General features: G+C 70.7%; 19 protein-coding genes. 12 read left to right on the forward strand and 7 right to left on the reverse strand.

Annotated elements, in window-relative coordinates:
• The first annotated feature begins 172 nt into the window (after positions 1–172).
• The 7 genes from ACWDR4_RS33510 to ACWDR4_RS33540 all read left to right on the forward strand — a co-directional run bounded on the left by ACWDR4_RS33510 (position 173) and on the right by ACWDR4_RS33540 (position 11,225).
• Positions 173–2,425 carry a hypothetical protein gene (locus tag ACWDR4_RS33510; protein ID WP_450413943.1) on the forward strand — a complete coding sequence of 751 codons (2,253 nt, stop codon included), beginning with the start codon at positions 173–175 and terminating at the stop codon, positions 2,423–2,425.
• Between the two features lie 128 nt (positions 2,426–2,553).
• Positions 2,554–2,853, forward strand: a complete 300-nt coding sequence (locus ACWDR4_RS33515) for a hypothetical protein (protein WP_450413945.1) — start codon at positions 2,554–2,556, stop codon at positions 2,851–2,853.
• Positions 2,854–3,180: 327 nt separating this feature from the next.
• Positions 3,181–3,762: a sigma-70 family RNA polymerase sigma factor gene (locus ACWDR4_RS33520; RefSeq protein WP_450413947.1), complete on the forward strand. Its 582-nt coding sequence runs from the start codon at positions 3,181–3,183 to the stop codon at positions 3,760–3,762.
• A complete protein-coding gene (locus tag ACWDR4_RS33525) occupies positions 3,759–5,051 on the forward strand; it encodes a hypothetical protein (protein ID WP_450413949.1) in 1,293 nt (430 codons plus the stop codon). Before ACWDR4_RS33520 ends, ACWDR4_RS33525 begins: the two co-directional genes overlap by 4 nt.
• A gap of 149 nt (positions 5,052–5,200) precedes the next feature.
• Positions 5,201–9,844 carry an FtsK/SpoIIIE domain-containing protein gene (locus ACWDR4_RS33530; RefSeq protein WP_450413950.1) on the forward strand — a complete coding sequence of 1,548 codons (4,644 nt, stop codon included), beginning with the start codon at positions 5,201–5,203 and terminating at the stop codon, positions 9,842–9,844.
• Positions 9,845–9,915: 71 nt separating this feature from the next.
• A complete protein-coding gene (locus ACWDR4_RS33535) occupies positions 9,916–10,344 on the forward strand; it encodes a nuclear transport factor 2 family protein (protein ID WP_450413952.1) in 429 nt (142 codons plus the stop codon).
• Between the two features lie 53 nt (positions 10,345–10,397).
• The gene (locus tag ACWDR4_RS33540) at positions 10,398–11,225 is read left to right on the forward strand and encodes an SURF1 family protein (RefSeq protein WP_450413954.1); all 828 of its coding nucleotides are present in this window, start codon (positions 10,398–10,400) and stop codon (positions 11,223–11,225) included.
• 33 nt (positions 11,226–11,258) lie between these two features.
• On the opposite strand, the gene ACWDR4_RS33545 is transcribed toward ACWDR4_RS33540, so the two are convergent.
• The 4 genes from ACWDR4_RS33545 to ACWDR4_RS33560 all read right to left on the reverse strand — a co-directional run bounded on the left by ACWDR4_RS33545 (position 11,259) and on the right by ACWDR4_RS33560 (position 16,148).
• Positions 11,259–12,770, reverse strand: coding sequence for a hypothetical protein (locus ACWDR4_RS33545; protein WP_450413956.1), 1,512 nt, complete (start codon positions 12,768–12,770; stop codon positions 11,259–11,261).
• Complete coding sequence (locus tag ACWDR4_RS33550; RefSeq protein ID WP_450414033.1) at positions 12,767–13,342, reverse strand: SigE family RNA polymerase sigma factor; 576 nt, start codon at positions 13,340–13,342, stop codon at positions 12,767–12,769. Before ACWDR4_RS33550 ends, ACWDR4_RS33545 begins: the two co-directional genes overlap by 4 nt.
• A 467-nt stretch (positions 13,343–13,809) precedes the next feature.
• A complete protein-coding gene (locus ACWDR4_RS33555) occupies positions 13,810–14,868 on the reverse strand; it encodes an aspartate-semialdehyde dehydrogenase (protein ID WP_450413958.1) in 1,059 nt (352 codons plus the stop codon).
• Positions 14,868–16,148, reverse strand: coding sequence for an aspartate kinase (locus tag ACWDR4_RS33560; RefSeq protein WP_450413960.1), 1,281 nt, complete (start codon positions 16,146–16,148; stop codon positions 14,868–14,870). The genes ACWDR4_RS33555 and ACWDR4_RS33560 overlap by 1 nt, the downstream gene beginning before the upstream one ends.
• A 252-nt stretch (positions 16,149–16,400) precedes the next feature.
• Between ACWDR4_RS33560 and ACWDR4_RS33565 the strand changes: the two genes are divergently transcribed.
• Both ACWDR4_RS33565 and ACWDR4_RS33570 read left to right on the forward strand, forming a co-directional pair.
• Positions 16,401–17,123: a response regulator transcription factor gene (locus ACWDR4_RS33565; RefSeq protein ID WP_450413962.1), complete on the forward strand. Its 723-nt coding sequence runs from the start codon at positions 16,401–16,403 to the stop codon at positions 17,121–17,123.
• Positions 17,120–18,475, forward strand: coding sequence for a sensor histidine kinase (locus tag ACWDR4_RS33570; RefSeq protein WP_450413964.1), 1,356 nt, complete (start codon positions 17,120–17,122; stop codon positions 18,473–18,475). The genes ACWDR4_RS33565 and ACWDR4_RS33570 overlap by 4 nt, the downstream gene beginning before the upstream one ends.
• Positions 18,476–18,497: 22 nt before the next feature.
• Here ACWDR4_RS33570 and ACWDR4_RS33575 read toward each other — a convergent pair whose 3' ends face one another.
• Positions 18,498–18,995: an SgcJ/EcaC family oxidoreductase gene (locus tag ACWDR4_RS33575; protein WP_450413965.1), complete on the reverse strand. Its 498-nt coding sequence runs from the start codon at positions 18,993–18,995 to the stop codon at positions 18,498–18,500.
• Between the two features lie 232 nt (positions 18,996–19,227).
• On the opposite strand from ACWDR4_RS33575, the gene ACWDR4_RS33580 reads away from it, so the two are divergent.
• The 3 genes from ACWDR4_RS33580 to ACWDR4_RS33590 are packed head-to-tail and all read left to right on the forward strand — an operon-like array spanning position 19,228 to position 21,583.
• On the forward strand, positions 19,228–20,199 hold the full coding sequence (locus ACWDR4_RS33580) for a hypothetical protein (RefSeq protein WP_450413967.1): 972 nt from the start codon (positions 19,228–19,230) through the stop codon (positions 20,197–20,199).
• 21 nt (positions 20,200–20,220) lie between these two features.
• Complete coding sequence (locus ACWDR4_RS33585) at positions 20,221–20,952, forward strand: sulfite exporter TauE/SafE family protein (protein ID WP_450413969.1); 732 nt, start codon at positions 20,221–20,223, stop codon at positions 20,950–20,952.
• A 25-nt stretch (positions 20,953–20,977) separates the two neighbouring features.
• The gene (locus ACWDR4_RS33590) at positions 20,978–21,583 is read left to right on the forward strand and encodes a hypothetical protein (RefSeq protein WP_450413971.1); all 606 of its coding nucleotides are present in this window, start codon (positions 20,978–20,980) and stop codon (positions 21,581–21,583) included.
• A gap of 16 nt (positions 21,584–21,599) precedes the next feature.
• Here the strand turns inward: ACWDR4_RS33590 and ACWDR4_RS33595 are convergent, their stop codons facing one another.
• Both ACWDR4_RS33595 and recR read right to left on the reverse strand, forming a co-directional pair.
• On the reverse strand, positions 21,600–22,259 hold the full coding sequence (locus ACWDR4_RS33595) for a DUF5063 domain-containing protein (protein ID WP_450413973.1): 660 nt from the start codon (positions 22,257–22,259) through the stop codon (positions 21,600–21,602).
• Positions 22,252–22,851, reverse strand: coding sequence for a recombination mediator RecR (gene recR / locus ACWDR4_RS33600; protein WP_450413974.1), 600 nt, complete (start codon positions 22,849–22,851; stop codon positions 22,252–22,254). Before recR ends, ACWDR4_RS33595 begins: the two co-directional genes overlap by 8 nt.

Consider the following 22,851-nt stretch of genomic DNA (forward strand, 5'->3'; position numbering starts at 1 on the left):
AGGCCGAGGGTTCACAAAAGTGGCGCACGCCACAGTCTTCGCCGGTCAGAGCACTGCGGACGAAATCTCTTTGAACCATCCGGACCCGTGTCCTCGTCTACAGGGCGACTCGACGCCGATCTCGACGGTCAGCTCACGAAGACACGACTCCTTCGAAGAAGGGATGGGACAAATGGTCCGCGTTTCCTACGACTACGACCTGATGACCGCCCTCGCGCGCCATCTGTGGCACCTCCGCGACGAACTCGACGTCACCTCGCACACGGACAAGACGTTCGCCGCGGGGGACATCGGCCCCCGCCGGGAGACGGCCGAGGCGATGGAGGACTTCTACGGCGCCTGGAAGAAGTCGTTCGGTGAGGGCTGGCAGGCCATGACGGACCTCGGGAACCTCCTCGACAGGGCGGGCAAGGCCTTCTACGACCAGGACGCCTCCCAAGCCGCCGGCGCGGCCCAGCAGGTCACCTCCCAGGTCCGCGACGAGGCCACCCGGCAGAACGAGATACGCAAGCAGGCGCTGGACGGCAAGCTCCGCGCGGACGAGGCCGGAAGGCTGGAAGCCCGTTACAGGACCCAGCAGGCGCGCCTGAAGAAGGAACAGGACGCCCTGGTCGAGAAGCGGCGGACGATCGACGAACGGACCGCGGCCCAGCAGAAGCGGCAGGAAGAGCTCAACAAGGAGCAGGAGGACCTCGCCAGGAGGCGGGAGCCCCTGCTGAAGCAGCAGGACGAACTCCAGGCGAGACAGCAGCAGCTCTGGCAGGAGGAGAAGGAACTCCTCGAGCAGCGCGACGAGAAGCTCCAGGCCGAGCGGGACGAGCTGCAGCAGGAGTACGAGGCACTCCGCAAGGACCAGGAGCCTCTGCTGAAGCAGCAGGAGGAACTCCAGCGCAAGCAGCAGCAGCTCTGGGCGGACGAGAAGGCCCTCCGCGCGGAGCAGGACGCGGCCATGGAGAAGAAGGTCACCGCCCTCGATCAGGAGCAGAAGGCCTACGACGCCAAGCAGGACGCCCTCCAGGAACGGCAGGACGCCCTCTGGCGGGAGCGCGAGACCCTGCTCGGCAAGGGGAACGCCACCCAGGGCGACCTCGACGCCTGGCAGAGCAAGCAGGACGCCCTGGACAAGGACCGGGACGCCCTGTGGGAGTCCGAGGGCAAGGGGCTCGCCGGGCGATGGGACGCCCTGGAGCAGGAACAGCGCGACCAGGAGAAGGCGTTCGACCCGCTCGATGAGCGGCAGAAGGAACTCGACGACGAGCGTGACGCGCTGAGCCGCGCCCAGGAGCCCCTCTCCGAGCGGCAGGACGGACTCCAGACCAGGCAGAAGGACCTCTGGGCCCTGGAGAAGTCCACCCAGAAGGAGGTCGAGGACGCCATGGAGGAGAAGCGGGACGGCATGGACGCCGACCGCGCCGACCTCCAGACGCGGCTGGACCCCCTCGACCAGGAGTCGAAGGACCTGCAGGACCGCCAGAAGGAGTTGTGGGACGACCAGTCGGACACCGACAAGGCGCAGACCGCGCTGACCGAGGAGGAGAAGGCCGGCCAGCAACGGCAGCAGGACCTCCAGGACGGCTTCGGCGAGGAGTACGACAAGCTGCGCGACTGGGATCCGGATCGCGACGCCGACGTCGGCCGGCTCAGGGGAATGCGCGGTCAGCTGGACGATCTGCCCGACGAGGCCTTCGTGCCCAAGGGCTACACCATCGAGGACGCCAACAGCACCACCACGGTGTCGTACCAGCTCGACGAGAACGGTGAGATCAAGGTCGACGAGAACGGTGACCCCGCCGAGACGACGACCACCGTCACCAACAAGAACACGGGGCTGAGCTACTCCGAGACGTACCACCCCCTGACGCGGGACGGCGACTCCGTGACGACGATCCGCAGCTCCGACGGTTCCGTCACCAAGATCTACACGGACTCCTCGCCCGAGGGATCGCCCGACGGCTGGATGAAGCGCTACGTCACCGACGGGACCGGCCAGGACACGCTCCAGATCTGGACCAAGCGGCCGGACGGCGACTGGGAGCTGACCATGGACAAGGAGACCTACCTCAACTCCGAGGCCGGCCAGCAGGACGTCCAGCAGCGGCTGGACAGGCCCCCCGCGTATCTCACGGTGGAGAACCCGCTCGTCGACGGGGACGGCCGTCCGTCCGGCTCCTCCGCTCCGGGACAGACGACCACGGTGCAGGAGGGCGTCACCCGGACCGACTACACGGGCTCCGACGGTTCCGTCACGAAGGTCGTCACGAACGAGAACACCGGAACCCGCTTCGTGGCCGGCGCGAACAACGAGATCCAGGAGATCTGGCAGCGGAGCGAGGACGGGACCTGGTACCTGCGCGACTCCGTCACCCAGCACGAACGCTACGGCGACGAACCTCCCCTCGGGACGCTCGGCGAGAACTGGCGCTGACCCCATGAAGGGCGGCCGGTCCGGCGCCCCACCCCCGAAGCTCCCTGCGCGCGTCTCCTCGGCGCCGCCGGGTCCGCCGCGTACCGAACCGACCGGTGCGTGCCCAGCAACAGAGAACGAGGTACACCATGCCCAAGAACGTCATTGACGACGAGGAAATCGAGAGCACGGCCAAGAAGCTCGACTCCGCCGTCAGCGACACGCTGGTCCCCCAGCTGTCCTCGCTGCAGGCCGAGGTCGAGAACCTCCTCCAGGGCGGCCTGTTGCTGACGGCGACCAGCCCGAAGATGCAGACGTCCTACGCGAACTTCAACAAGTCGTTGACCGAGGCGGTGAACAACATCACCCACTTCTCCAAGCAGTTCCGCGACGTCTGCAACGCCGTCAACAACCTGGACTCGCAGATCGCCGGCGGCATCCCCACCTGAGCCCGGTCCACCCCGAGCAGGGATGCCGACCCGAACTCCCCCTCCGTCGGCGTCCCTTCCGCAGGGGCGCCGGTCCATCCCCCGGACCAGCGCCCCTGTTCGGAATTTCGGACAACCCGTCGGTAACCTCAGGTTCCTCTCAGGAACTCTTGAAAGCTACAGAACGCCTCATAGACTCCCCCTTGCGGAACCTCACGTTCCACCCATGAATCGTGAGGTCATCCCGGGTACCCGTGCTCAGCCCTGCTCAGCTCTGCCCAGCCGACGCCGCCGCGCGGCGCCCGACCGGACCGGCTCAGAAGATTCACGCCGGCCCTGGGGGAATCCATGAGAACGTCCACGCCGACTCCCGTTCCGACGGGGAGCGCTCCCGTCGCCGTCGAAGCAACGCCCACGCCCTCCGGCGACGGATCCATGCGCGTGCTCTACGAAGAACACCACGGTCCGCTGCTCCGCTATGTGTCCGGCCTGATACGCGGCGACCGACAACGGGCCGAGGACTTCGTCCAGGAAACCCTGGTACGCGCCTGGCTGAGCACCGCGAACCAGCCGCCGGGCTGGTCGCCGTCCCGGGCCTGGCTGATGAGGGTGGCGCACAACCTGGTGATCGACTGGGCCCGGCGCGAGCGGCCGCACACCGAGATCACGCATGAACACGCCCTGGAGCAGCATGCCGAGACCGTGGACCCGATGAGCCAGGCCGTCCAGCGCCGCTTCATGGTCCACGCCCTCTCACGGCTCTCGCACCCCCACCGCGAAGTGCTCTTCTACGTCTACGTCCTCGGCTGCACCGGTTCCGACGCCGCCGACGCCCTGGGCATTCCGCCGGGAACGGTGAAGTCCCGGACCCATCACGCGATACGGGAGCTGCGCCGCCGGCACCCGGAGCACACGCTGGCGGCGGCATGACCACGGCCGCCGCGACGCACGGCTCCGTCATCGCGCTGGGGAAACCCGGCGACTCGCTGCTCACGGTCGTCATCGTGGCCGTGGTCGTCCTGCTGCTGCTCTTCCTGCTGCTACGGCATGTGATCCGCAAGCAGGGCGGATGGCGGCGCTTCCGGCGCGGCGTGGGCCGTGAACTCGCCCTGACCCGGCGGGCGTTCGGCGAACCCCTGCGCGCCTACCGGCGCCACCGTCGCGGCGTGCGCGCCCTGGCCCGTCAGCTGTCCGACCCCCGAGGCGGCCTGCTCGTACGACGGCTGCTGGACGCGGCAGCCGCGGCCCTGACCGACGCGCCCGGCGCCGTTCCCCACGCCGTACGGACGGAACCCGGACTCGCCGCCGTGCAGATCGCCGCCCGCCCGCTGCCCGAGCCGCCCGCCCCTTGGGAGACCTCCGACGAGCCCGGCCCGCAGCGCTGGGAGCTTGCCCTGACGGAGGAGGACGCGCTGCCGCAGGGCCGACCCCGCGCGGGTGCGCACCTCCGTCCGCTGCCGGTCGCCGTCGGTATGGCGGACGACGCCTGTGTCCACCTCGATCTGGCCGCCGGACCACGGCTGATCACCGTGGAGGGCGACATCGCCGCCCGGGCCCGGCTGCTCCAGGCGTTGGCCGCACAGCTGGACCGGCCCGGCAGCGGAGCCTCGGTCACCGTCACGGACGGGGTCCATCCGCAGCACCGGGGGGAGCGGCTCGACACCGTACTGCGAGAGCTGGAAGAGGCGGCCGAGGAGCACAGGGAAACCGAGGGAGCCGGTGAGTTCGACGAGTCCGGCCGCGCCGCCACGACGGTTCTCGTCTGCGCCGCCCCCAGCCCGGAGCAGGCGCGACGGCTCAGTGCCCTCGCCGCCTCGGGTGCCGCCGTCTGTCTGGCCGACGGCCGGGTGGCGGGGCACAGCTGGGCCCTCCGGGTCGACGCACGCGGCCGGGTGGCCGCACCGGAGCTGGGACTGGACGCGGACTCGGCTCCACTGGGCAGAGCCGTCGCCGCCGCCGTCCGGGCGGACCGCCGCAGGCTGCGCCGCGAGTCCGCCCCGCGCCGGGGCACACCCGCTCCACAGCGGCCCCGTACCCGGGAACTCCAGGAAACCCCGTCACTGGAGGAAACCGGGATTCTTCAGGAGGGGCCCCCGGAGCCCCGCCAGGTCACGGACCCCGCCCGGACCACCAGTGGATCCGATCTGCTCGCCGAGCCGACCTCCCCCACCACCCGGGAACGCACCACCGCGGCCTCCTCCGGCACACGCGAGGACTAGGCCGTGTCCGCAAGGTCCCGCCTGCCCGGGCGGACGACGGGACCTTGCGGACGCGGCCCAGGCCCTGTCGGCCTGGGACGCATCGCGGGGACCACGCACCGCGAACACCCCCCGAACCATCCACCCGCGAACCGTCCCGAAGGGGAGACGTGAAACTCCTCATCACCACCGTCGCCGACGGCGACTCCACCAGCCGCCAGGACGTACTGCTCACCGCGTCCGGCAGCACCCCCGTCGAGGACGTCGCCGCGCATCTGGCGAGGCTGCGCACCGGCGACACCGACGAGACCGGGCCCTCGCTTCCCGAACCGGGGCCGGCCCCGTCCTGCTACCTGGGCGACGAGCCCCTCGCCCCGGGCACCCCGCTGGCCGCCACCCGCCTCATGGACGGCAGCGTCGTCGCCCTCGGTGCCCCGCAACCACTCGCCGCCACCGCCTACGGCCCCGAGCGCGACGCCATGCCGCAGCCGCACCGGGTGGACCACGCACCCGTGGTCGAACTCCAGGTGGTGGGCGGCCCGGACGCCGGACGGGTGTACCCGCTCGGCCTCGGCACCCACGGCATCGGCCCGCTGGCGGACGCGGCCGTCCCGCTCGAAGGCCGGGGCATGCCGGGCGAGGGCATCCGGGTGACCGTACGCCCGGACGGATCGGCCGTCGTGGAGCTTCCCGAGGGCGGCCCGGCGCGGCTCTCCGTACCGGAGCCGCCGGAGCACCGGGGCAGGCCCGGCGTTGTGCTGCTGCCCCTCGCGGAACAGGACGACGAGGACGCGGCGGACGCCGAGCCCGAGGAGGCGGCCGACGGCAGCGCGGAACTCCCCGACGGCTGGGCGCTCTGGTCCGTCGGCGCGGAGCTCTCCGTCGGCGAGTACCTGCTGCGGCTGGCCGAACCGACTCCCAGGGACGCCGCGGTGGTGCCGTCCGAGGGCGGCGGCGGACTGGACTACAACCGTCCGCCGCGCATCCTGCCGCATCTGGCGCCCGAGCGGTTCCGGCTGCCCGGACCGCCCGACCCTCCCGGGCGCAGGCCGATTCCGCTGCTGGTGGCCCTTGCCCCGATGCTCTTCGGCGTCACCATGATGCTGTTCCTGAACTCGTACTTCTACCTGATCTTCATGTTCCTGTCGCCGGTGCTGATGGCGGCGAACTACCTCAGCGGGCGTCGCCAGGCACGCAGGGACTACGAGGAGAAGTCCCGTGTCTACCGACAGCGCCGCGCCTCGCTGGAGGAGGACGTCCGGCAGAAGATCGCCACCGAGCGGCGGCTGCGTACCGACAGCGCGCCCGACCCGGCGGTGGCCGGACTGTGGGCGGTCGGCCCCGGCCGCCGCCTGTGGGAACGGCGCCGCGGCGACCCGGACCACCTGGCCCTGCGTATCGGCACCGCCCCCCAGCCGTCCCTGCTCGGCATCGACGACACCGCCCGCGAGGACAACCACACCGCCGTGCACTGGACGATCCCGGACGCCCCGGTGAGCGTCGACCTGGTCGACAACGGTGTGGTGGGCCTGGCCGGCGCGACCGGCCCGGTCCAGGCCCTGGCCCGGTGGATGACGGCCCAGGCCGCGGTGCTGCACACCCCGCGCGACCTGCGGATCGTCGTCCTCACCGACAAGGCCTCGCAGGACTCCTGGCACTGGGCCCGCTGGCTGCCCCACTCCCGGGACGGCCTGCCCGGCACCCGTGGCGGTGCCGTCACCCTGATCGGCAACGACCCGGAGACGGTGGCCAACCGGGTGGCCGAGCTGGTCTCCACCCTGCGCACCCGCCAGCGGGCCGCCGAGTCCACCATGAGCAAGGCGCTGCTGAGCGAACCGGACGTCCTGGTGGTGATGGACGGAGCCCGCCGCCTGCGTGACGTACCCGGTGTGGTCTCCATCCTCAAGGAGGGCCCCGGCGTCCGGATCTTCCCGCTCTGCCTGGACCAGGAGGAACGGCTCCTGCCGGAGGAGTGCACCGCCGTGGTCCGCCACGAGAACCACCTGCTGACCCTGCGCCGCACCGGACAGCCCGATGTCCCCGGCATCCGGCCGGACCTGGTCGAGCCGGACTGGTGCGAGCGCGTGGCCCGGGGCATCGCCCCGATCCGCGACGTCACCCCCGACGCCTCCGAGGGCCTGCCCGCCGAAGTGGGACTGCTGGACCTGCTGGGTCTGCCGCAGCCGAGCGCCGAGCAGATCGCCGCCCGCTGGGCACAGCGGCCGGCGTCCACCGGTGTCCTGCTGGGCGCCGGCTACGACGGACCGGTCGCCTTCGACCTGGTGAAGGACGGTCCGCACGGCCTGGTGGCGGGGACCACCGGCTCCGGCAAGTCCGAGCTGCTCCAGACCTTCGTGGCCGCGCTCGCCGCGGTCAACCGCCCGGACGAGCTGACCTTCGTCCTGGTCGACTACAAGGGCGGCAGCGCCTTCAAGGACTGCGTGGACCTGCCGCACACCCTCGGCATGGTCACCGACCTGGACAGCCACCTGGTGCAGCGGGCGCTCACCTCGCTGGCGGCCGAACTGACCCGCCGCGAGCACCTCCTCGCCGAGGCCGGCGCCAAGGACCTGCCCGAGTACCAGGGCATGCGCCGCCGGACCCCCGAACTGGCGCCCGTGCCCCGGCTGGTGATCATCATCGACGAGTTCGCGACCCTCTTCCGGGAGATCCCGGACTTCATCCCCGGCCTGGTGAGCATCGCCCAGCGCGGCCGTTCCCTGGGCATCCATCTGATCCTGGCCACCCAGCGCCCGGCCGGAGTGGTCAGCTCCGACATCCGGGCCAACACCAATCTGCGGATCGCGTTGCGGGTCACGGACTCCTCGGAGAGCCAGGACGTCATCGACACCAAGGACGCCGTCAGCATCTCCCCGGCCACCCCCGGCCGCGCCCTCGCCCGCCTCGGCCACGGCACCGTCGTACCCTTCCAGACCGCCTACGCCGGAACCCCCCTGCGCGGAGCGAAGCCCTCCCCGGAGCCCCGGGAACAGCAGCCGGTGGAGGAGTCCCGCGTCTGGGGCACCGCACTCCACTGGCAGCGCCTCGGCCGCGCCGTCGGCCTGCCCGGCACGGCCGAGTCGGAGCCGGGCGGGGACCCGGCACCGGACCTGGGCGCCGACGACCTCCCCACCGACCTGAACGCGCTGGTGGAGGCGCTGTCCGAGGCGGCGGAACTCGCCGGGTGCGTCCCGCAGCCCAGCCCCTGGCTGCCGGCCCTCGGCCCCGACGTCCTGATCGACGACCTGCCACAGCCCGACGCACCCGGCGGCGCCCGTCTGGCCCCGGTGTCCTGGGGTCTTTCGGACCTGCCCGAGGCACAGGCCCAGCTGCCCGTCCGCCTGGACTTCGCCGAGTTCGGACACCTGTACGTCATCGGAATCCCGCGATCCGGCCGCTCCCAGGTGCTGCGCACCATGGCCGGAGCACTGGCCCAGGGTCATTCCAGCGCCGACGTCCACCTCTACGGCATCGACTTCGCCGGTGGCGCACTGGCGGCGTTGGGCGTCCTCCCGCACTGCGGCGCCATGGTGCCCCGTGGTGACATCGAGCGGTTGGAGCGGCTGTTCGCCAGGCTCGACGCAGAGCTGGAGCGGCGGCAGGAACTCCTCACCGGGCACCACGCGAGCAACCTCACCGAGTTGCGCGAGATCGTCGCCGCCGGTGCCCGTCCCGCGCACATCATGCTGTTCATCGACGGCTGGGACGCGTTGATCGAGGCCGTCGCCGACCACAACGGCGGCCGGCTGGTGGAGCAGCTCAACCGGCTGCTGAGAGAAGGCGCCGCCGCGGGCCTGCATGTCGTCGCCACCTCCGAACGCGCCCTGCTGTCCGGACGGGCCACCGCGCTCAACGACAACAAGCTGCTGCTGCGTCTGAACGACCGGACCGACTACCACGCCGTCGGCAAGCGCTCCCGCGACATCCCCGACATCGTCCAGCCCGGCCGCGGCTGGACCTCCCACGGCGGCACCGAGATCCAGGTGGCGCTCCTCGCACCCGGCGCCGCCGGACAGGACCAGGCCGAGGCGCTGCGCCGGATCGGCGCCGAGGCGACCCGGCGCGACGCCGGACTCCCCGCGGACCGCAGGCCCGCCCGCATCGGCACCCTGCCGGTGAAGGTGACCTTCACGGACGCGTACGAGAAGGTGGGCAAGGAGTTCCGCCGGCCGATGTGGGGTCTGCTGGGCCTCGGCGGCGACGACGTCTCGCCCGTGGGCGTGGACTTCGCGGACACCGCACCGACCTTCTCGGTCGTCGGCCCGCCCGGCTCCGGCCGCAGCACCACACTCGCCTCACTGGCCGTCTCGTTGCTCGCCTCCGGCACCCGACTGGTGATCCTCGCTCCCCGCGAGTCGCCGCTGCGCACCCTCGGCAACCATCCCGGCGTCCGGCTGATCACCGCGACCGAGCCCACGGTCGAGGAGTTCACCGAGGCCCTGGAGGCCGGCAGCGGCCCCCGGGTGGTCGTCGTGGACGACGCCGACCTGTTCGTCCTGCCGGACATCGACCAGGACCTGCGTGCCCTGGCCCAGTCCGGCAGGGACCGCGGCATCGGCATCGTCATCGCCGCCACCGGGGAGACCATGACAGGAGCGATGGGCTGGCTCAGCGCCCTGAAGCGGCACCGCAAGGGTGTCCTCATCGGACCGCAGAGCATCCTGGAGGGCGACTTCATCGGGGCCCGCCTGGCCCACGCCCACCTGCGCGGCCGCAGATCCGGCCGGGGCCTCACCGTCGACCCACGCTCAGGGGAACTGATCAACGTGCAGATCCCCGAGACCGTGCTCGACGGGGACGACACGACAGCCTGACCCCGGCCGGGATCCGGCAGCGTCTTCGCAGGTCAAGGCCGATTGTCAGTGGCCGGGTGCAGACTTCCCGCATGACCAGCCCGATGAATGCGCCCGACACGACCGAGGCGACCGATCTGCGCAGGACAGTCGAGAGGTTCTGGGCCACCGCCGAGGCCCGCGACTGGGACGCGTTCGCCGACACCCTCGCCGACGACGTCGTCTACACGCTGCCCCAGAGCCGGGAGCGGATCAGAGGCAAGGAGCGGTTCGTCCGGTTCAACCGGGAGTATCCGAGCGACTGGCATCTGCGGACGGAGCGGGTGGTCGCCGAGCCGGGGCAGGTCGTCACCTGGCTCCGGTTCACCGTGGGGTTCGAGGGGGCGGAGGAGATGCACGCCATCTCCTTCTTCACCGGCGACGAGAAGGGGAACATCACCACGATGACCGACTTCTGGCCCGAGCCCTACGAGCCCCCGGCGAGCCGGAGCCATCTGACGGACCTGACGGAGCGGTACTGACCGAGCCGACCCCGCGAACCGGGGCCCCGCAGCCGCCCCGTACCTTGGAAGGCGTGTACCGGTTTCTGCTGACGCCCCGTTGGTGGGGGATCAACGTCTTCGTGCTGCTCGCCATCCCCTTCTGCGTGTTCATGGGGTCCTGGCAGCTGAGCCGGTTCGAGGACCGGGTGCAGGACCACAAGACCGCCACCGAGGAGGTCTCCGCCGAGAAGCAGGAGGCCGCCCGGCCGCTCGCCGAGCTGCTGCCCGTCGACAAGAAGACCTCCGGGGACCGTGTCACCGTCAGCGGACGGTACGGCAAGCAGCTGCTCGTTCCGGGGCGGCAGCTCGACGACCGGGACGGGTACTTCGTGCTCACCCTGCTGCGGACCGATGAGGGCAAGGCACTGCCCGTCGTGCGCGGGTGGCTGCCCGGTATCGCCGGCGCCGCCAAGGCACCTGCTCCGCCCGCCGGCGAAGTCACCGTCACCGGTGCGCTCCAGGCGTCCGAGACCCCGGGGTCGAATGGCGTGAGCGCCGCCGGTGGTCTCCCGGCCGGGCAGACCGGCGCGATCAGTGCGGCCTCGCTCGTGAACCTCGTGCCGTACGACCTGTACGACGCCTGGGTCACCCTCGACAAGGGCGACTCGGGGATGAAGGCCGTACCGGCGACCGCGCCCGCGGACACCGGGCTCGACCTGAAGGCGTTCCAGAACCTCGGCTACACCGGCGAGTGGTTCGTCTTCGCGGGGTTCGTCGTCTTCATGTGGTTCCGGCTGGTGCGGCGGGAGGTGGAGTTCGCGCGGGACGCCGAGCTGGGGCTCGCCCCTGCCGACGTCGACGCCGACGCCAGCACCTCTGGCGGGGAACCCGCACCCGCTCGCCAAGACGTCGGCGTCTGATCCCCGCAGGGCGCGGGGGCCACTACGGGACCACTACGCGGTGGTCTCCGCCATGACCCCCGTCTTGTACACCGTGCCCGCGCACGCGTTCGACACCGTCGCCGACACCGTGGGCGAGCCGGCCTCCGCCGTGTAGGACACCGCCACGCTGCCGTCGGCCACCGTGCCGTCCTCCGTGACCAGCTGGGTGGTGGTGCCGTCGCTGCCGGTCGTGGTGGTCGTCCCCGTGTCGGTGCTCTCGCTCGGCGTGGGCGTCGGTGACGCCGAGGGGTCGCCCGTGCTGCCGCCGTCGGTGGTGCCACCGCTCGGGGGGCACGTCTCCGAGGGCACCCACGCGAACTGCACCGTGTACGCCGCGCCCGGCTGGAGCACCAGCCCGCTGGACCAGAGCGACGGGTCGGGCAGGCCGCCCGCCGCGTCCCCTGCCACATGTTCGGCGACGCCGACCTTCGTCGCGTCCGCCGCGCCCTGCGCGAACGGCGACACGGTGCCACTGCCGTCGACCGTACAGCTGGCGCTGGAGACGTTGACGACCCGGAACGTGCCGTACACCGTGCCGGTGGTGTCGGGGTCGCCGACCGAACCGGTGGCCGAGCCCAGCTGGGTCGCATCGCAGGCGGACGGGGTCGCCGGGGTGTCCTGCTGACCGCCGCCTCCGTTCGTGCTGCCGCCGCCGCTGCCCTTGTCCGGGTCGGTCGCGCCGCCCGTGGGGCTGCTCGACGGCTTGTCCTTGACCGTGCCGGAGCTGCCCCCGGCGGTGCTCTCGCCGCCGTCCGGGTCCTTGCCCGAGCCCTTGTCCCCCTCGGTCTGCGAGCCGTGGCCCGCGATGACGGAGGGGTCGGCCTCGGAGCCGGTGACGTTCGAGACCAGCAGCGCGGGGATGGCCGTACCGATGAAGAGCAGGGCGGCGGCAGCGCCGATGGCGGCGTGCCGCTTGCGCGCCCGGCGGGCGGGCACGGCGCGTCGGAGATGGGCCAGCACGGCGTCGGTGGGCTCGATCCCGCCCACCGCCTGCTGCATCATCCTGCGCAGTGCCAGCTCGTCCGAGTCGAGCCCGTCCAGGCTCTGGTCGTCGGGGCCGTGGTTCACAGTTCCGTTCCCAGCGTGCGATTGCTTGTGCTCTTGCTCGTGGCGACCGGGTCCATGGACTCCGGCCGGCCAACTCCCGTTGGATCGGGCCCCGTTGGAAGGAAGCCTACCGGCCCTGAACTCCCCGGTCCGGAAACCGCCGGTCCCCGCACCCGCGTCCTCGCGCACCCCCGGGCCCGCGTCCTCGCCCGGCTCACGCCCGCCGCGGCCCTGTTCCCGGACTTGTTCCGGTACTGGTTCCTGGACCTGTCCGTCGGCTTGCCGGACTTGTTCCGGGCCCTCTTCCTGGGCCTGGCCCTGAGCCTCGGCCTGGTTCCGGCCCTGCTCCGGGCCCTCGTGCTCCTGACCCTGCTGGTCCTGCCCCCGCTGGTCCCGCCGCTCCCGCGCCTGGTCCTTGTCCCGTTCCTGGCCGCCCCGGCCCTCGCCCTGACCCTGGCCCTGACCCTGGTCACTCATGCCGGTTCCTCCATGGCGATGCGCAGCGCGGCTATCCCGCGTGAGCCGTACGCCTTCACCGAACCGAGCGACACGCCCAGCGTCTCGGCGACCTGGGCCTCGGTCATGTCCGCGAAGTAGCGCAGGACGAGGACCTCGCGCTGGCGGCGCTGCAGGCCCTTCATCGCCTTGATGAGGGAGTCGCGCTCCAGCAGGTCGTACGCCCCCTCCTCCGCGCTCGCCATGTCCGGCATTGGCTTGGAAAGGAGCTTCAGGCCGAGGATGCGGCGGCGCAGGGCGGAGCGCGAGAGGTTCACCACCGTCTGGCGCAGATAGGCGAGCGTCTTCTCCGGGTCACGGACGCGCTTGCGCGCCGAGTGGACCCGGATGAACGCCTCCTGGACGACGTCCTCGCAGGACGCGGTGTCGTCGAGGAGCAGCGCCGCGAGTCCGAGGAGCGAGCGGTAGTGGGCGCGGTACGTCTCGGTCAGGTGATCGACCGTCGTCCCCGCAGCCGCGCTCTCGTCGGCGCCTTCGCGCTGGTTGGGTATGCGGGCCGGCCGCGCTGCGGGCATCGGCGCGATCACCGGCATGCCGCCGGGCGTACCGGGCACGCGGGGTCGGCGGGGCGGACGCAGGGCCGTGCCGCGCGTCGCCGCTGTGAAGTCGAGAACCTCTGCTGCCACGCATGTTGGACACGCCTCCCCCCTTCAGGGTTGTACGCATCCGGCATCACGTTTGCGTCGTACGACACAGCCACCTTCATGCGTCCCGCTCTTCCCCTAAATCCATGGTGACCGGCGTCCCCCGCACGGCCTTGGCGTCCCCAACGCCCCGGAAGGGCGTCCGCAAAGACGCTCCCCGCCCTCCGCGCGGTTGCGGAGAACGGGGAGCAAAATCTTCGGAGCCCCACAAGTTGTCACCTGGATCCTACAAACGTTTTCTGCCACCACCAGAGTGATTTTCGACAAGATCCATAACAAGATCAATAAATCGCGGCGGACCGGAGGGGTGCACAACCCGCAGGTCAGGAAGGCGTCAGGAAGCCGCCGGGAAGGGCTCAGGACAGCTCGGCGGCCACCAGCTCGGCGATTTGTGCCGTATTGAGCGCGGCTCCCTTGCGCAGATTGTCCCCGCACACGAACAGCTCCAGCGCGGTCGGGTCGTCCAGCGCCCGCCGGACCCGGCCGACCCAGGTCGGATCCGTACCGACCACGTCCACCGGCGTCGGGAACTCCCCCGCGTCCGGGTTGTCGTACAGCACGACCCCGGGTGCGGTGGCGATGATCTCCCGGGCCCCGGCGACGGTGACCTCGCGCTGGAAGCGGGCGTGGACGGTCAGCGCGTGCGCGGTGACGACCGGGACGCGGACGCAGGTCACGGCCACGGGGAGCTTCGGCAGCCCGAGGATCTTGCGGGACTCGTCGCGGATCTGCATCTCGTCCGACGACCAGCCGTCCGCCCGAGCCGTTCCGGCCCACGGTACGACGTTCAGCGCGACCGGCTCCGGGAACGGCCCCGTCCCGTCACCCACGGCCCGCCGTACGTCTCCGGGGCTGGTCCCCAGTTCCGTACCGGCGACCAGGGACAGCTGCCGGCGCAGGGTGTCCACGCCGGCCCGGCCCGCCGCGCTCACCGCCTGGTACGAGGAGACGACCAGCTCGCGCAGCCCGAACTCGGCGTGCAGCGCGCCCAGGGCGACGATCATCGACAGGGTGGTGCAGTGCGGGTTGGCGATGATGCCGCGCGGGCGCTGCCGTACCGCGTGCGGATTGACCTCGGGGACGACCAGGGGGACCTCGGGGTCCATCCGGAAGGCGCCCGAGTTGTCGATCACGACGACACCCTTGGCGGCGGCGACCGGCGCCCAGCGCTCGGCGATCTCCTCGGGTACGTCGAACATGGCGACGTCGACGCCGTCGAAGACCTGCTCCGACAGCGCCACCACCTCGACCTCCTCGCCGCGCACGGCCAGCTTGCGGCCGGCCGAGCGCGGGGAGGCGACCAGACGGATCTCGCCCCAGATGTCCGCGTGCTGGGACAGGATCTGGAGCATGACCGCACCGACGGTGCCGGTCGCCCCCACGACGGCGAGCGTCGGCCCCACAGGATTGGCCATCAGCGGCCGGTGCCTCCGTAGACGACGGCTTCGTCGCTGTCGGAGTCGAGGCCGAAGGCCGAGTGCACGGCGCGGACGGCCCCGGGGACGTCGTCCTCACGGGTGACGACCGAGATGCGGATCTCGGATGTCGAGATCAGCTCGATGTTCACACCCGCGTCGGACAGCGCCTGGAAGAAGGAGGCGGTGACGCCCGGGTTGGTCTTCATCCCCGCGCCGACCAGCGAGATCTTGCCGATCTGGTCGTCGTAGCGCAGCGAGTCGAAGGCGATCGCCGCCTTCGCCTTCTCCAGGGCGTCGATGGCCTTGCGGCCCTCGGCCTTGGGGAGGGTGAAGGAGATGTCCGTCAGGCCCGTCGAGGCCGCCGACACGTTCTGCACGATCATGTCGATGTTGATCTCGGCGTCCGCGATGGCGCGGAAGATCACCGCGGCCTCGCCCGGCTTGTCCGGGACGCCGACGACCGTGATCTTGGCTTCGGAGACGTCATGGGCGACTCCGGAGATGATGGCGTGCTCCACCTGCTGGTCCCCTTGCGACTCGGGCTTCTCGTTGCTGACCCAGGTGCCCGGCAGTCCGGAGAAGGACGAGCGCACATGGATCGGGATGTCGTAACGGCGGGCGTACTCCACACAGCGGTGGAGCAGCACCTTGGAGCCGGAGGCGGCCAGCTCCAGCATGTCCTCGGAGGAGATCCAGTCGATCTTCCGGGCCTTCTTCACCACGCGCGGGTCGGCGGTGAACACACCGTCGACGTCCGTGTAGATCTCGCACACCTCGGCGTCGAGGGCGGCGGCGAGAGCGACGGCGGTGGTGTCGGAACCGCCGCGCCCCAGCGTGGTGATGTCCTTCTTGTCCTGGCTGACGCCCTGGAACCCGGCGACGATGGCGATGTTGCCCTCGTCGAGCGCGGTCCGGATGCGTCCCGGCGTGACGTCGATGATCCGGGCTTTGTTGTGGACCGAGTCGGTGATGACACCTGCCTGGCTGCCGGTGAACGACTGGGCCTCGTGGCCCAGGTTTTTGATCGCCATGGCCAGCAGCGCCATGGAGATCCGCTCTCCCGCGGTCAGCAGCATGTCGAACTCACGCCCGGCAGGCATCGGAGACACCTGCTCGGCGAGATCGATCAGCTCGTCCGTCGTGTCGCCCATCGCGGAAACGACCACGACCACCTGGTGGCCGTTCTTCTTCGCTTCCACGATTCGCTTGGCGACACGCTTGATGCCCTCGGCATCGGCTACGGATGAGCCTCCGTACTTCTGCACGACAAGGCCCACGTGCACTCCTCGCTCAGTCCGTCTGCGGTCGGCTCAGTTTAACGAGCGGCCGAAATCCCCTTACCGGGTATCGCATGGTGAGATGTCCCGCTCACCACAACAATCACCACAGTGATCACCGCAGGGATCTTCGGCCGCTCGAACGGCTCCTGCCCATCCATCGACGGGATACGCGTTCCGACCACGGGATACTCGTTGCGGCTGTGAATTAAGTTTCAAGGACTGACCACTGCGACGACATAAGGTTCGGCTGTGCGCGTACTCCTGGTGGAAGACGATGAACCCGTGGCCCAGTCGCTCCGCCGCGGCCTGCTGCGTTACGGCTTTGAGGTGGCGTGGGTGTCCACGGGCGGCGCGGCGCTCAGCCACACCGATCCGTACGACGTCGTCCTGCTCGACCTCGGCCTGCCCGACACCGACGGCCTGGACGTCTGCCGGGCGCTGCGCGAACGCGGCGACGTCCCGATCATCGTCATCAGCGCCCGCAGCGACGAGACGGACCGGGTGGTCGGACTGGAACTCGGCGCCGACGACTACGTCTCCAAGCCCTTCGGCGTACGGGAGGTCATCGCGCGCATAAGGGCGGTGATGCGGCGCGTCCAGCCCCGTACGACGGCGGAGTCCGGCCCCGACCGGTACGGCACCCGTCTGACGATCGACCGCAAGGCCGCCCGCGTCCGCCTGGACGGCGAGGAGGTCGCCCTCGCCCCCAAGGAGTACGACCTGCTGGCCTTCCTCACCGAGGAGCCGGGCGCGCTGATGTCGCGCGAGCAGATCATGGAGGCGGTCTGGGACGCGAACTGGTTCGGGCCGACGAAGACCCTCGACGTCCATGTGGCGGCGCTGCGGCGCAAGCTGAAGGGCGCGATCACGATCGAGGCGGTACGGGGGGTCGGGTTCCGCCTGGAGATCGACAAGGCCGCCGAGAAGGAAACGGGCGGCGAGGGTGACGGCGGGGGCTCGGGCGCCTCATGAACCGCCAGCTCATCCGCAGCTACATCCTGCTCGTCGCGGTCGCCATCCTGCTGTTCACGGTGCCGGTGGCCTTCACGCTCACCAAGCAGCTGCGGGACGACACCAAGGTGTCCGTCCAGCGCGAGGCCCAGACCATGGCGCTGCTCCTGGGCAACGGGGACAAGACGTCGTGCGGCGCCCTGGAGAAGGTGGCCAAGGCGTACGACGCCAAGACTCCCGACACCGTCCAGGTGACCCCGACCGGCCGCTGCGACCCGGACCTGCCGGCGCCCGTCGCGGACGCGGCGCTGACACGGGCCGTGCAGGACAACAGGTCGACGACCGACTGGGGTTCGGACTTCGTCTGGGGCAAGCACCTCACGATCACCGTCCCCGCGCAGGGGGACGCGGCCGTACGGATCGTGTACTCGACCTCGGACATGACCCAACGGCTGTGGGGCATCTGGGGTTTCCGGGCCGCTCTCGCCGTGCTGGTCCTCGCGGCTGCCGCCGCCATCGGTGCCATCGCGGCCCGCCGGATCACCGCTCCCCTACGCGAACTGAACGGCATGGCAAGCAAGTTCAGCGACGGCGACCTGACCGCCCGCTCGCAGGTGACGGGCCCGCCGGAGACCCAGACCCTGGCGCGCACCCTCAACCAGGGTGCGGAGCGCCTGGACACCCTGGTCGCCTCGCAGCGGATCTTCGTCGCGGACGCCTCGCACCAACTCCGTACCCCGCTCACGGCGTTGCGGCTGTCGCTGGACAACATCGCGGACGGCACGGACGACGAGTTCGTACGGGAGGACGTGGAGCAGGCGACCGCGGAGGTGGTCCGGATGAGCCGTCTCGTCAACGGGCTGCTGGTGCTGGCCCGGGCCGAGGCGAAGGTGACTGCGGCGGAGCCGCTCTCCCTGCGGGACATCGTGGACGAACGTCTGTCGGTGTGGAGGCCGGCCGCCGACGAGCGCGGAGTCACCATCGCGCTCAGGGGGAGTGGGGGTGCCGACGGCCGGCTGCTTGTGCTGGCCAGCCCCGGTCATCTGGACCAGGTGCTGGACAACGTGCTGTCCAACGCCCTGGAGGTCTCACCGGACGGCGGAACGATCACCGTACGGGCGGAGCCTCGGGGCGAGGAGATGGAGTTGACGGTGGCGGACGGGGGTCCCGGCATGTCGGACGCCGAGAAGTCCCGTGCCTTCGACCGCTTCTGGCGCGGTCAGGGCCTCACCGGGCGCTCCGGTTCCGGGCTCGGCCTCGCCGTCGTCAAGCAGCTGGTGACGGACGACGGCGGGACGGTGACCCTGGCGGACGCGCCCGGGGGCGGCCTGTGCGTCCGGATCACACTCCGGTCCGCACAGCGCGCGAGCTGAGACGGGTACGGATGGCCGGGGCCTAGCCCTCGGGCATCATCGACGAGTGGTGGTTGACGATCAGCCACTCGCCGCCCCGCTTCTCGTACTCGTACGTGTAGCGGGCGTCGACCCTCTTCTTCTCGCCGGTCTTCGGGTCGGTGAGGATGAAGTAGTACGAGCCGGTGTCGATCGCCGAGTTGCTGTCCAGGACGTTGATGATCGTCTTGGTCTTCGTGCCGACCGGCTTGTTCTCCAGGAAGTGGTCGAAGTAGTCCTCGATCTCGGCGTGGTTGGTGCGGATCTTGTTGGACACGGTCGGCAGCAGCACCGCGTCGTCCGCGTACCGCTCGGTGACCTTCTCCGGGTCGCCGGTCTGCAGGGACTTGTTCCAGCCGTCGAAGAGGGCCGCGATCTGCTTCTTGCTGGGCTTCTTCGGCTGGTCGCCACCCGCCGCACTGACCCCGACCGTCACCGTGGCTGCGGTGACAAGGGCGGTGGCGGTGACGAGGGCGGCGCGTATGCGGGTCTTGCGGGTCATCGCAACTCCTGTGCGGGTGAGGTGGTTTGCTCCCTCCGCATCTCCTGCGGTGGAAGTGACTCCAGCCTCGCTTTCCGCTGGTTAGCGCCCGTGCAAGGGACGTACAGGGGTCGGGAAGGACGATTCCAATTCGCGCAAGGTGACGGACCTGTGACGCTCCGGATCGGCGGGCTGCACCATCGATCCACCGGCCCCGCCCAGGACGCGCACAATCGCCCCAGTACGGTGAGGCATGATCTCCCGGCAGAAACTGCTCATGTTCGCCGCCGCACTGACGCTCACCGGCTGCGGACCGGGCTCGTCGGACAGTGCCGACGGCGCCGCCGCGAGCCCCGCGGCCAAGGGTGCCGTCACGGCGGCGCAGGCGGCGAAGATCCTCGACACCTACGAGACGGTCAACAACAAGGCCAACTCCCAGCAGGACGCGGACCTGTTGGGCACCGTCGAGAGCGGGCAGGTGTACGAGCAGAGCAAGGCCGACTACCGCCTCTTCGAGACCGAGTCGAAGGAGGACCAGGCCGCCTACCGCAAGCCCTTCCACTACACCGGCCGGAAGTACTGGATACCGGCGGGCAAGGACTGGTTCGCGGTGACGACTAAGGCGAGCGGCTCGAAGAGCGAGGCGCTGCTGGTCTTCGGCAAGGAGTACGACGACTGGAAGCTGATGTCGGCCGTCTACTCGGAGGTCCCCCTCCCGGCGATCGCCACCGACGACGCGGGCCTGGCCACCGCCGTCGACGCAGGCACCCGCGTCGGCACACTCGCCCCGAACCAGATCTCGGCGGCGTTCGAGGACCTGTACGCGACCGGCGGCAAGAAGGCCGGCACGGGCATCTCGCAGACCACCGAGGTCGCGAAGGACGCGATCGAGACCTACACGAAGCGCGACAGCGGCAAGGGCGCGGCGTACGCGACCAAGGTGTACGTCGCCACACCCGCCGAGTTCGACACGGTGTACGCCCTGCGGCTCAAGGACGGCGGTGTCCTGGCCGCGCTGCCGACCGCGCACGCCTCCCAGTTCGTGCTGAAGGCCTCGTACCGCGAGAACTACGACATCACGCCGACGGAGGTGGAGTCGGTCTTCAACGGCCGGGACCGCGACACCGTGGTGAACACCTACCAGGGCATGGCCCTGGCCACCCTCCCGAAGACGGGCAAGCCGTCGGTACTCGCCCGCGAGTACCGGATCGTGGACTCGCAGTAACAGCAGCCGGAGACCGGACAGTTGACAACGGGACTGTTACTCACCGCGACGGTCACCCTCGCCTCGTGCGTGCAGTGGCTGACGGGAATGGGCTTCGCCCTGGTCTCGGTGCCCGTCCTGATCCTGCTCCTGGGGCCCGCCGACGGTGTGGTCCTGGCCAACTGCGCGTCCGGGGTCATCTGTCTGGTGGGTCTGGCGGGCGGCTGGCGGCAGGTCCGGCTGCCCGCGATGGTGCCGCTGTGCGTCGCGGCGGCGTGCACGGTACCGGCGGGCACCTGGCTGGCCCGCCGGCTGCCCGAGCCGGCGCTGCTCGCGGCGATGGGCGCCCTGGTGACGACGGCCGCCGTCCTGGTCCTGCGCGGCACCCGGGTGCCTGCCCTGCGCGGCGGAGCGGGAGCGGTGGCCGCGGGCGCGGCGGGCGGCTTCATGAACTCGGCAGCGGGCGTGGGCGGTCCCCCGGTGTCGCTGTACGCGGTCAACGCGGGCTGGACGGTACGGGAGTTCGTCCCGAACGCCATGTTCTACGGCGTCCTGGTGAACGCCGTCTCGGTCGCGTCGAACGGCCTCCCCCACCTGCCCCCAACCCTGTGGACAGCGTCGGCCGCTGCCATGCTGACGGGCACCCTGCTCGGCAGAACCCTCGCCGGCCGCATCCCGGAACCCCGGGCCCGGCTCCTGGTCCTGCTGCTGGCCCTGGCGGGCGGGGTGACGACGCTGGGGAAGGGGGTGTGGGGGATGGTCATGGGGTCGTAGGGCTCTGGGGCCCTAGAGTCGCCGTATGGGCGATGCGCGGGTGGTGCTGATCGGCGGCACGTCGAACACCGGAAAGTCGTCCGTCGCCCAAGTGGTCGCGGAACGGCTGGAGTTCACGTACCGGTCGACGGATGGCCTCGCCCGCCATCCGGGACGGCCGTGGCGTACGCCGGGGTGGGAGGTCCCAGACCATGTCGCCGAGCACTACCGCACGCTCTCCGTCGAGGAGTTGGTCTCCTCGGTCCTGGACCACTACGAACGCCTGTGGCCCCGGATCGAGGAGCTGATCGCCCAACACGCGGACGGGCAGGGCGGCTTGGTCCTAGAGGGCTCGGCCCTCTGGCCCACCCACGTCGCGGCACTGACCGTCCCGCGCACGGCCGCCGTATGGCTCACCGCCGAGGACGCCGTCGTACGAGCCCGGGTGCACGAGGCCGGCCACTACGCGGAGTCGACGGCCGAGGAGCGGCACCTGATGGACAAGTTCCTTGCCCGCAGCGCCCGTTACCAGTCCCTCATGCGGGCCGAGCTGACCGCGCTCGGCCTCGCCCCGGCCCGCGTCGTGGACGCGGGTGACGGGCGGTCGGTGGGGGCGGTGGCCGACGCGGTCCTGGGCGTCCTCGACAGGTGACGGGACAGAGAGCGCGCTACTTCACCGTCCGCAGGCCCAGCGGTTCCGCGATCTCCTCCGCCATCACCTTGCCGGCCTCCTCCGCCAGGGTCTCGTCGCCGAGGTCCTGGTCCGTGTCCAGGCCGTCCAGCTCCTCCAGGGGCTGGTTCAGGCGGACGTGGGCGACCACGGACTGGAGGGCGCGGAGGGTGGCCGACGCCGTCGAGCCCCAGTTGGAGAAGTACGAGAACTGCCACCACCACAGGGCCTCCGTGGTGCGGCCCGCGCGGTAGTGGGCCATGCCGTGGCGCAGGTCGGCGAGGACGTCGGCCAGGTCGTCGGAGATACGGGCCGGGACCGGGGCCTTGCGGGGCTCGTACGGGTCGAAGACCTCCGAGTAGACGTCGATCGGTTCCAGCATCACCGCCAGGCGTTCACGGATGTCGTCCACGTCCGGCTCCGGGCCCAGGTCGGGCTCGTAGCGCTCGTCCGGGACGATGTCCTCGTGCGCGCCGAGGCGACCGCCGGCCAGCAGGAGCTGGGAGACCTCCAGGAGGAGGAAGGGGACCGCCGAGTCGGGGTCCTCGCCCTTCGCGACCTCGGTGACGGCCACCAGGAAGCTCTCCACCTGGTCGGCGATCTGGACCGCGAAGTCGTCCGGGTCCTGCGTCGTGTCGTGCAGCGTGGCGTCAGACATCTAGGAGTCGTCTCCCCTCGAAGGCGCGGCCAAGGGTCACCTCGTCCGCGTATTCCAGGTCGCCACCCACAGGGAGGCCGCTGGCCAGGCGGGTGACCTTGAGGCCCATGGGCTTGATCATGCGGGCGAGATACGTGGCCGTGGCCTCGCCCTCCAGGTTCGGGTCCGTGGCCAGGATCAGCTCCGTGACCGCGCCGTCGGCGAGCCGGGCCAGGAGTTCCCTTATGCGGAGGTCGTCGGGACCGACGCCCTCGATCGGGCTGATCGCGCCGCCCAGGACGTGGTACTTGCCCCGGAACTCACGGGTGCGTTCGACCGCGACGACGTCCTTGGGCTCCTCGACGACACAGATGACCGTGAGGTCCCGGCGCGGGTCGCGGCAGATGTTGCACAGCTCCTCCTGCGCCACGTTGCCGCAGGTCGCGCAGAAGCGGACCTTCGCCTTCACTTCGAGGAGGGCGTGCGCCAGCCGCCGTACGTCCGTCGGCTCCGCCTGGAGGATGTGGAAGGCGATCCGCTGCGCGCTCTTGGGACCGACGCCGGGGAGCCGCCCCAGTTCGTCGATGAGGTCCTGGACCACGCCTTCGTACAC

It is taken from the genome of Streptomyces sp. NPDC000878, from assembly GCF_053599695.1.

Excerpts from the sequence above, each read along its gene's own strand:
- ACWDR4_RS33510 (WP_450413943.1), top strand. The coding sequence starts at position 173 with ATGGTCCGCGTTTCCTACGACTACGACCTGATGACCGCCCTCGCGCGC.
- ACWDR4_RS33515 (WP_450413945.1), top strand. The coding sequence starts at position 2,554 with ATGCCCAAGAACGTCATTGACGACGAGGAAATCGAGAGCACGGCCAAG.
- ACWDR4_RS33520 (WP_450413947.1), top strand. The coding sequence starts at position 3,181 with ATGAGAACGTCCACGCCGACTCCCGTTCCGACGGGGAGCGCTCCCGTC.
- ACWDR4_RS33525 (WP_450413949.1), top strand. The coding sequence starts at position 3,759 with ATGACCACGGCCGCCGCGACGCACGGCTCCGTCATCGCGCTGGGGAAA.
- ACWDR4_RS33535 (WP_450413952.1), top strand. The coding sequence starts at position 9,916 with ATGACCAGCCCGATGAATGCGCCCGACACGACCGAGGCGACCGATCTG.
- ACWDR4_RS33545 (WP_450413956.1), bottom strand. The coding sequence starts at position 12,770 with ATGAGTGACCAGGGTCAGGGCCAGGGTCAGGGCGAGGGCCGGGGCGGC.
- ACWDR4_RS33550 (WP_450414033.1), bottom strand. The coding sequence starts at position 13,342 with ATGCCGGTGATCGCGCCGATGCCCGCAGCGCGGCCGGCCCGCATACCC.
- ACWDR4_RS33555 (WP_450413958.1), bottom strand. The coding sequence starts at position 14,868 with ATGGCCAATCCTGTGGGGCCGACGCTCGCCGTCGTGGGGGCGACCGGC.
- ACWDR4_RS33570 (WP_450413964.1), top strand. The coding sequence starts at position 17,120 with ATGAACCGCCAGCTCATCCGCAGCTACATCCTGCTCGTCGCGGTCGCC.
- ACWDR4_RS33575 (WP_450413965.1), bottom strand. The coding sequence starts at position 18,995 with ATGACCCGCAAGACCCGCATACGCGCCGCCCTCGTCACCGCCACCGCC.
- ACWDR4_RS33580 (WP_450413967.1), top strand. The coding sequence starts at position 19,228 with ATGATCTCCCGGCAGAAACTGCTCATGTTCGCCGCCGCACTGACGCTC.
- ACWDR4_RS33590 (WP_450413971.1), top strand. The coding sequence starts at position 20,978 with ATGGGCGATGCGCGGGTGGTGCTGATCGGCGGCACGTCGAACACCGGA.
- ACWDR4_RS33595 (WP_450413973.1), bottom strand. The coding sequence starts at position 22,259 with ATGTCTGACGCCACGCTGCACGACACGACGCAGGACCCGGACGACTTC.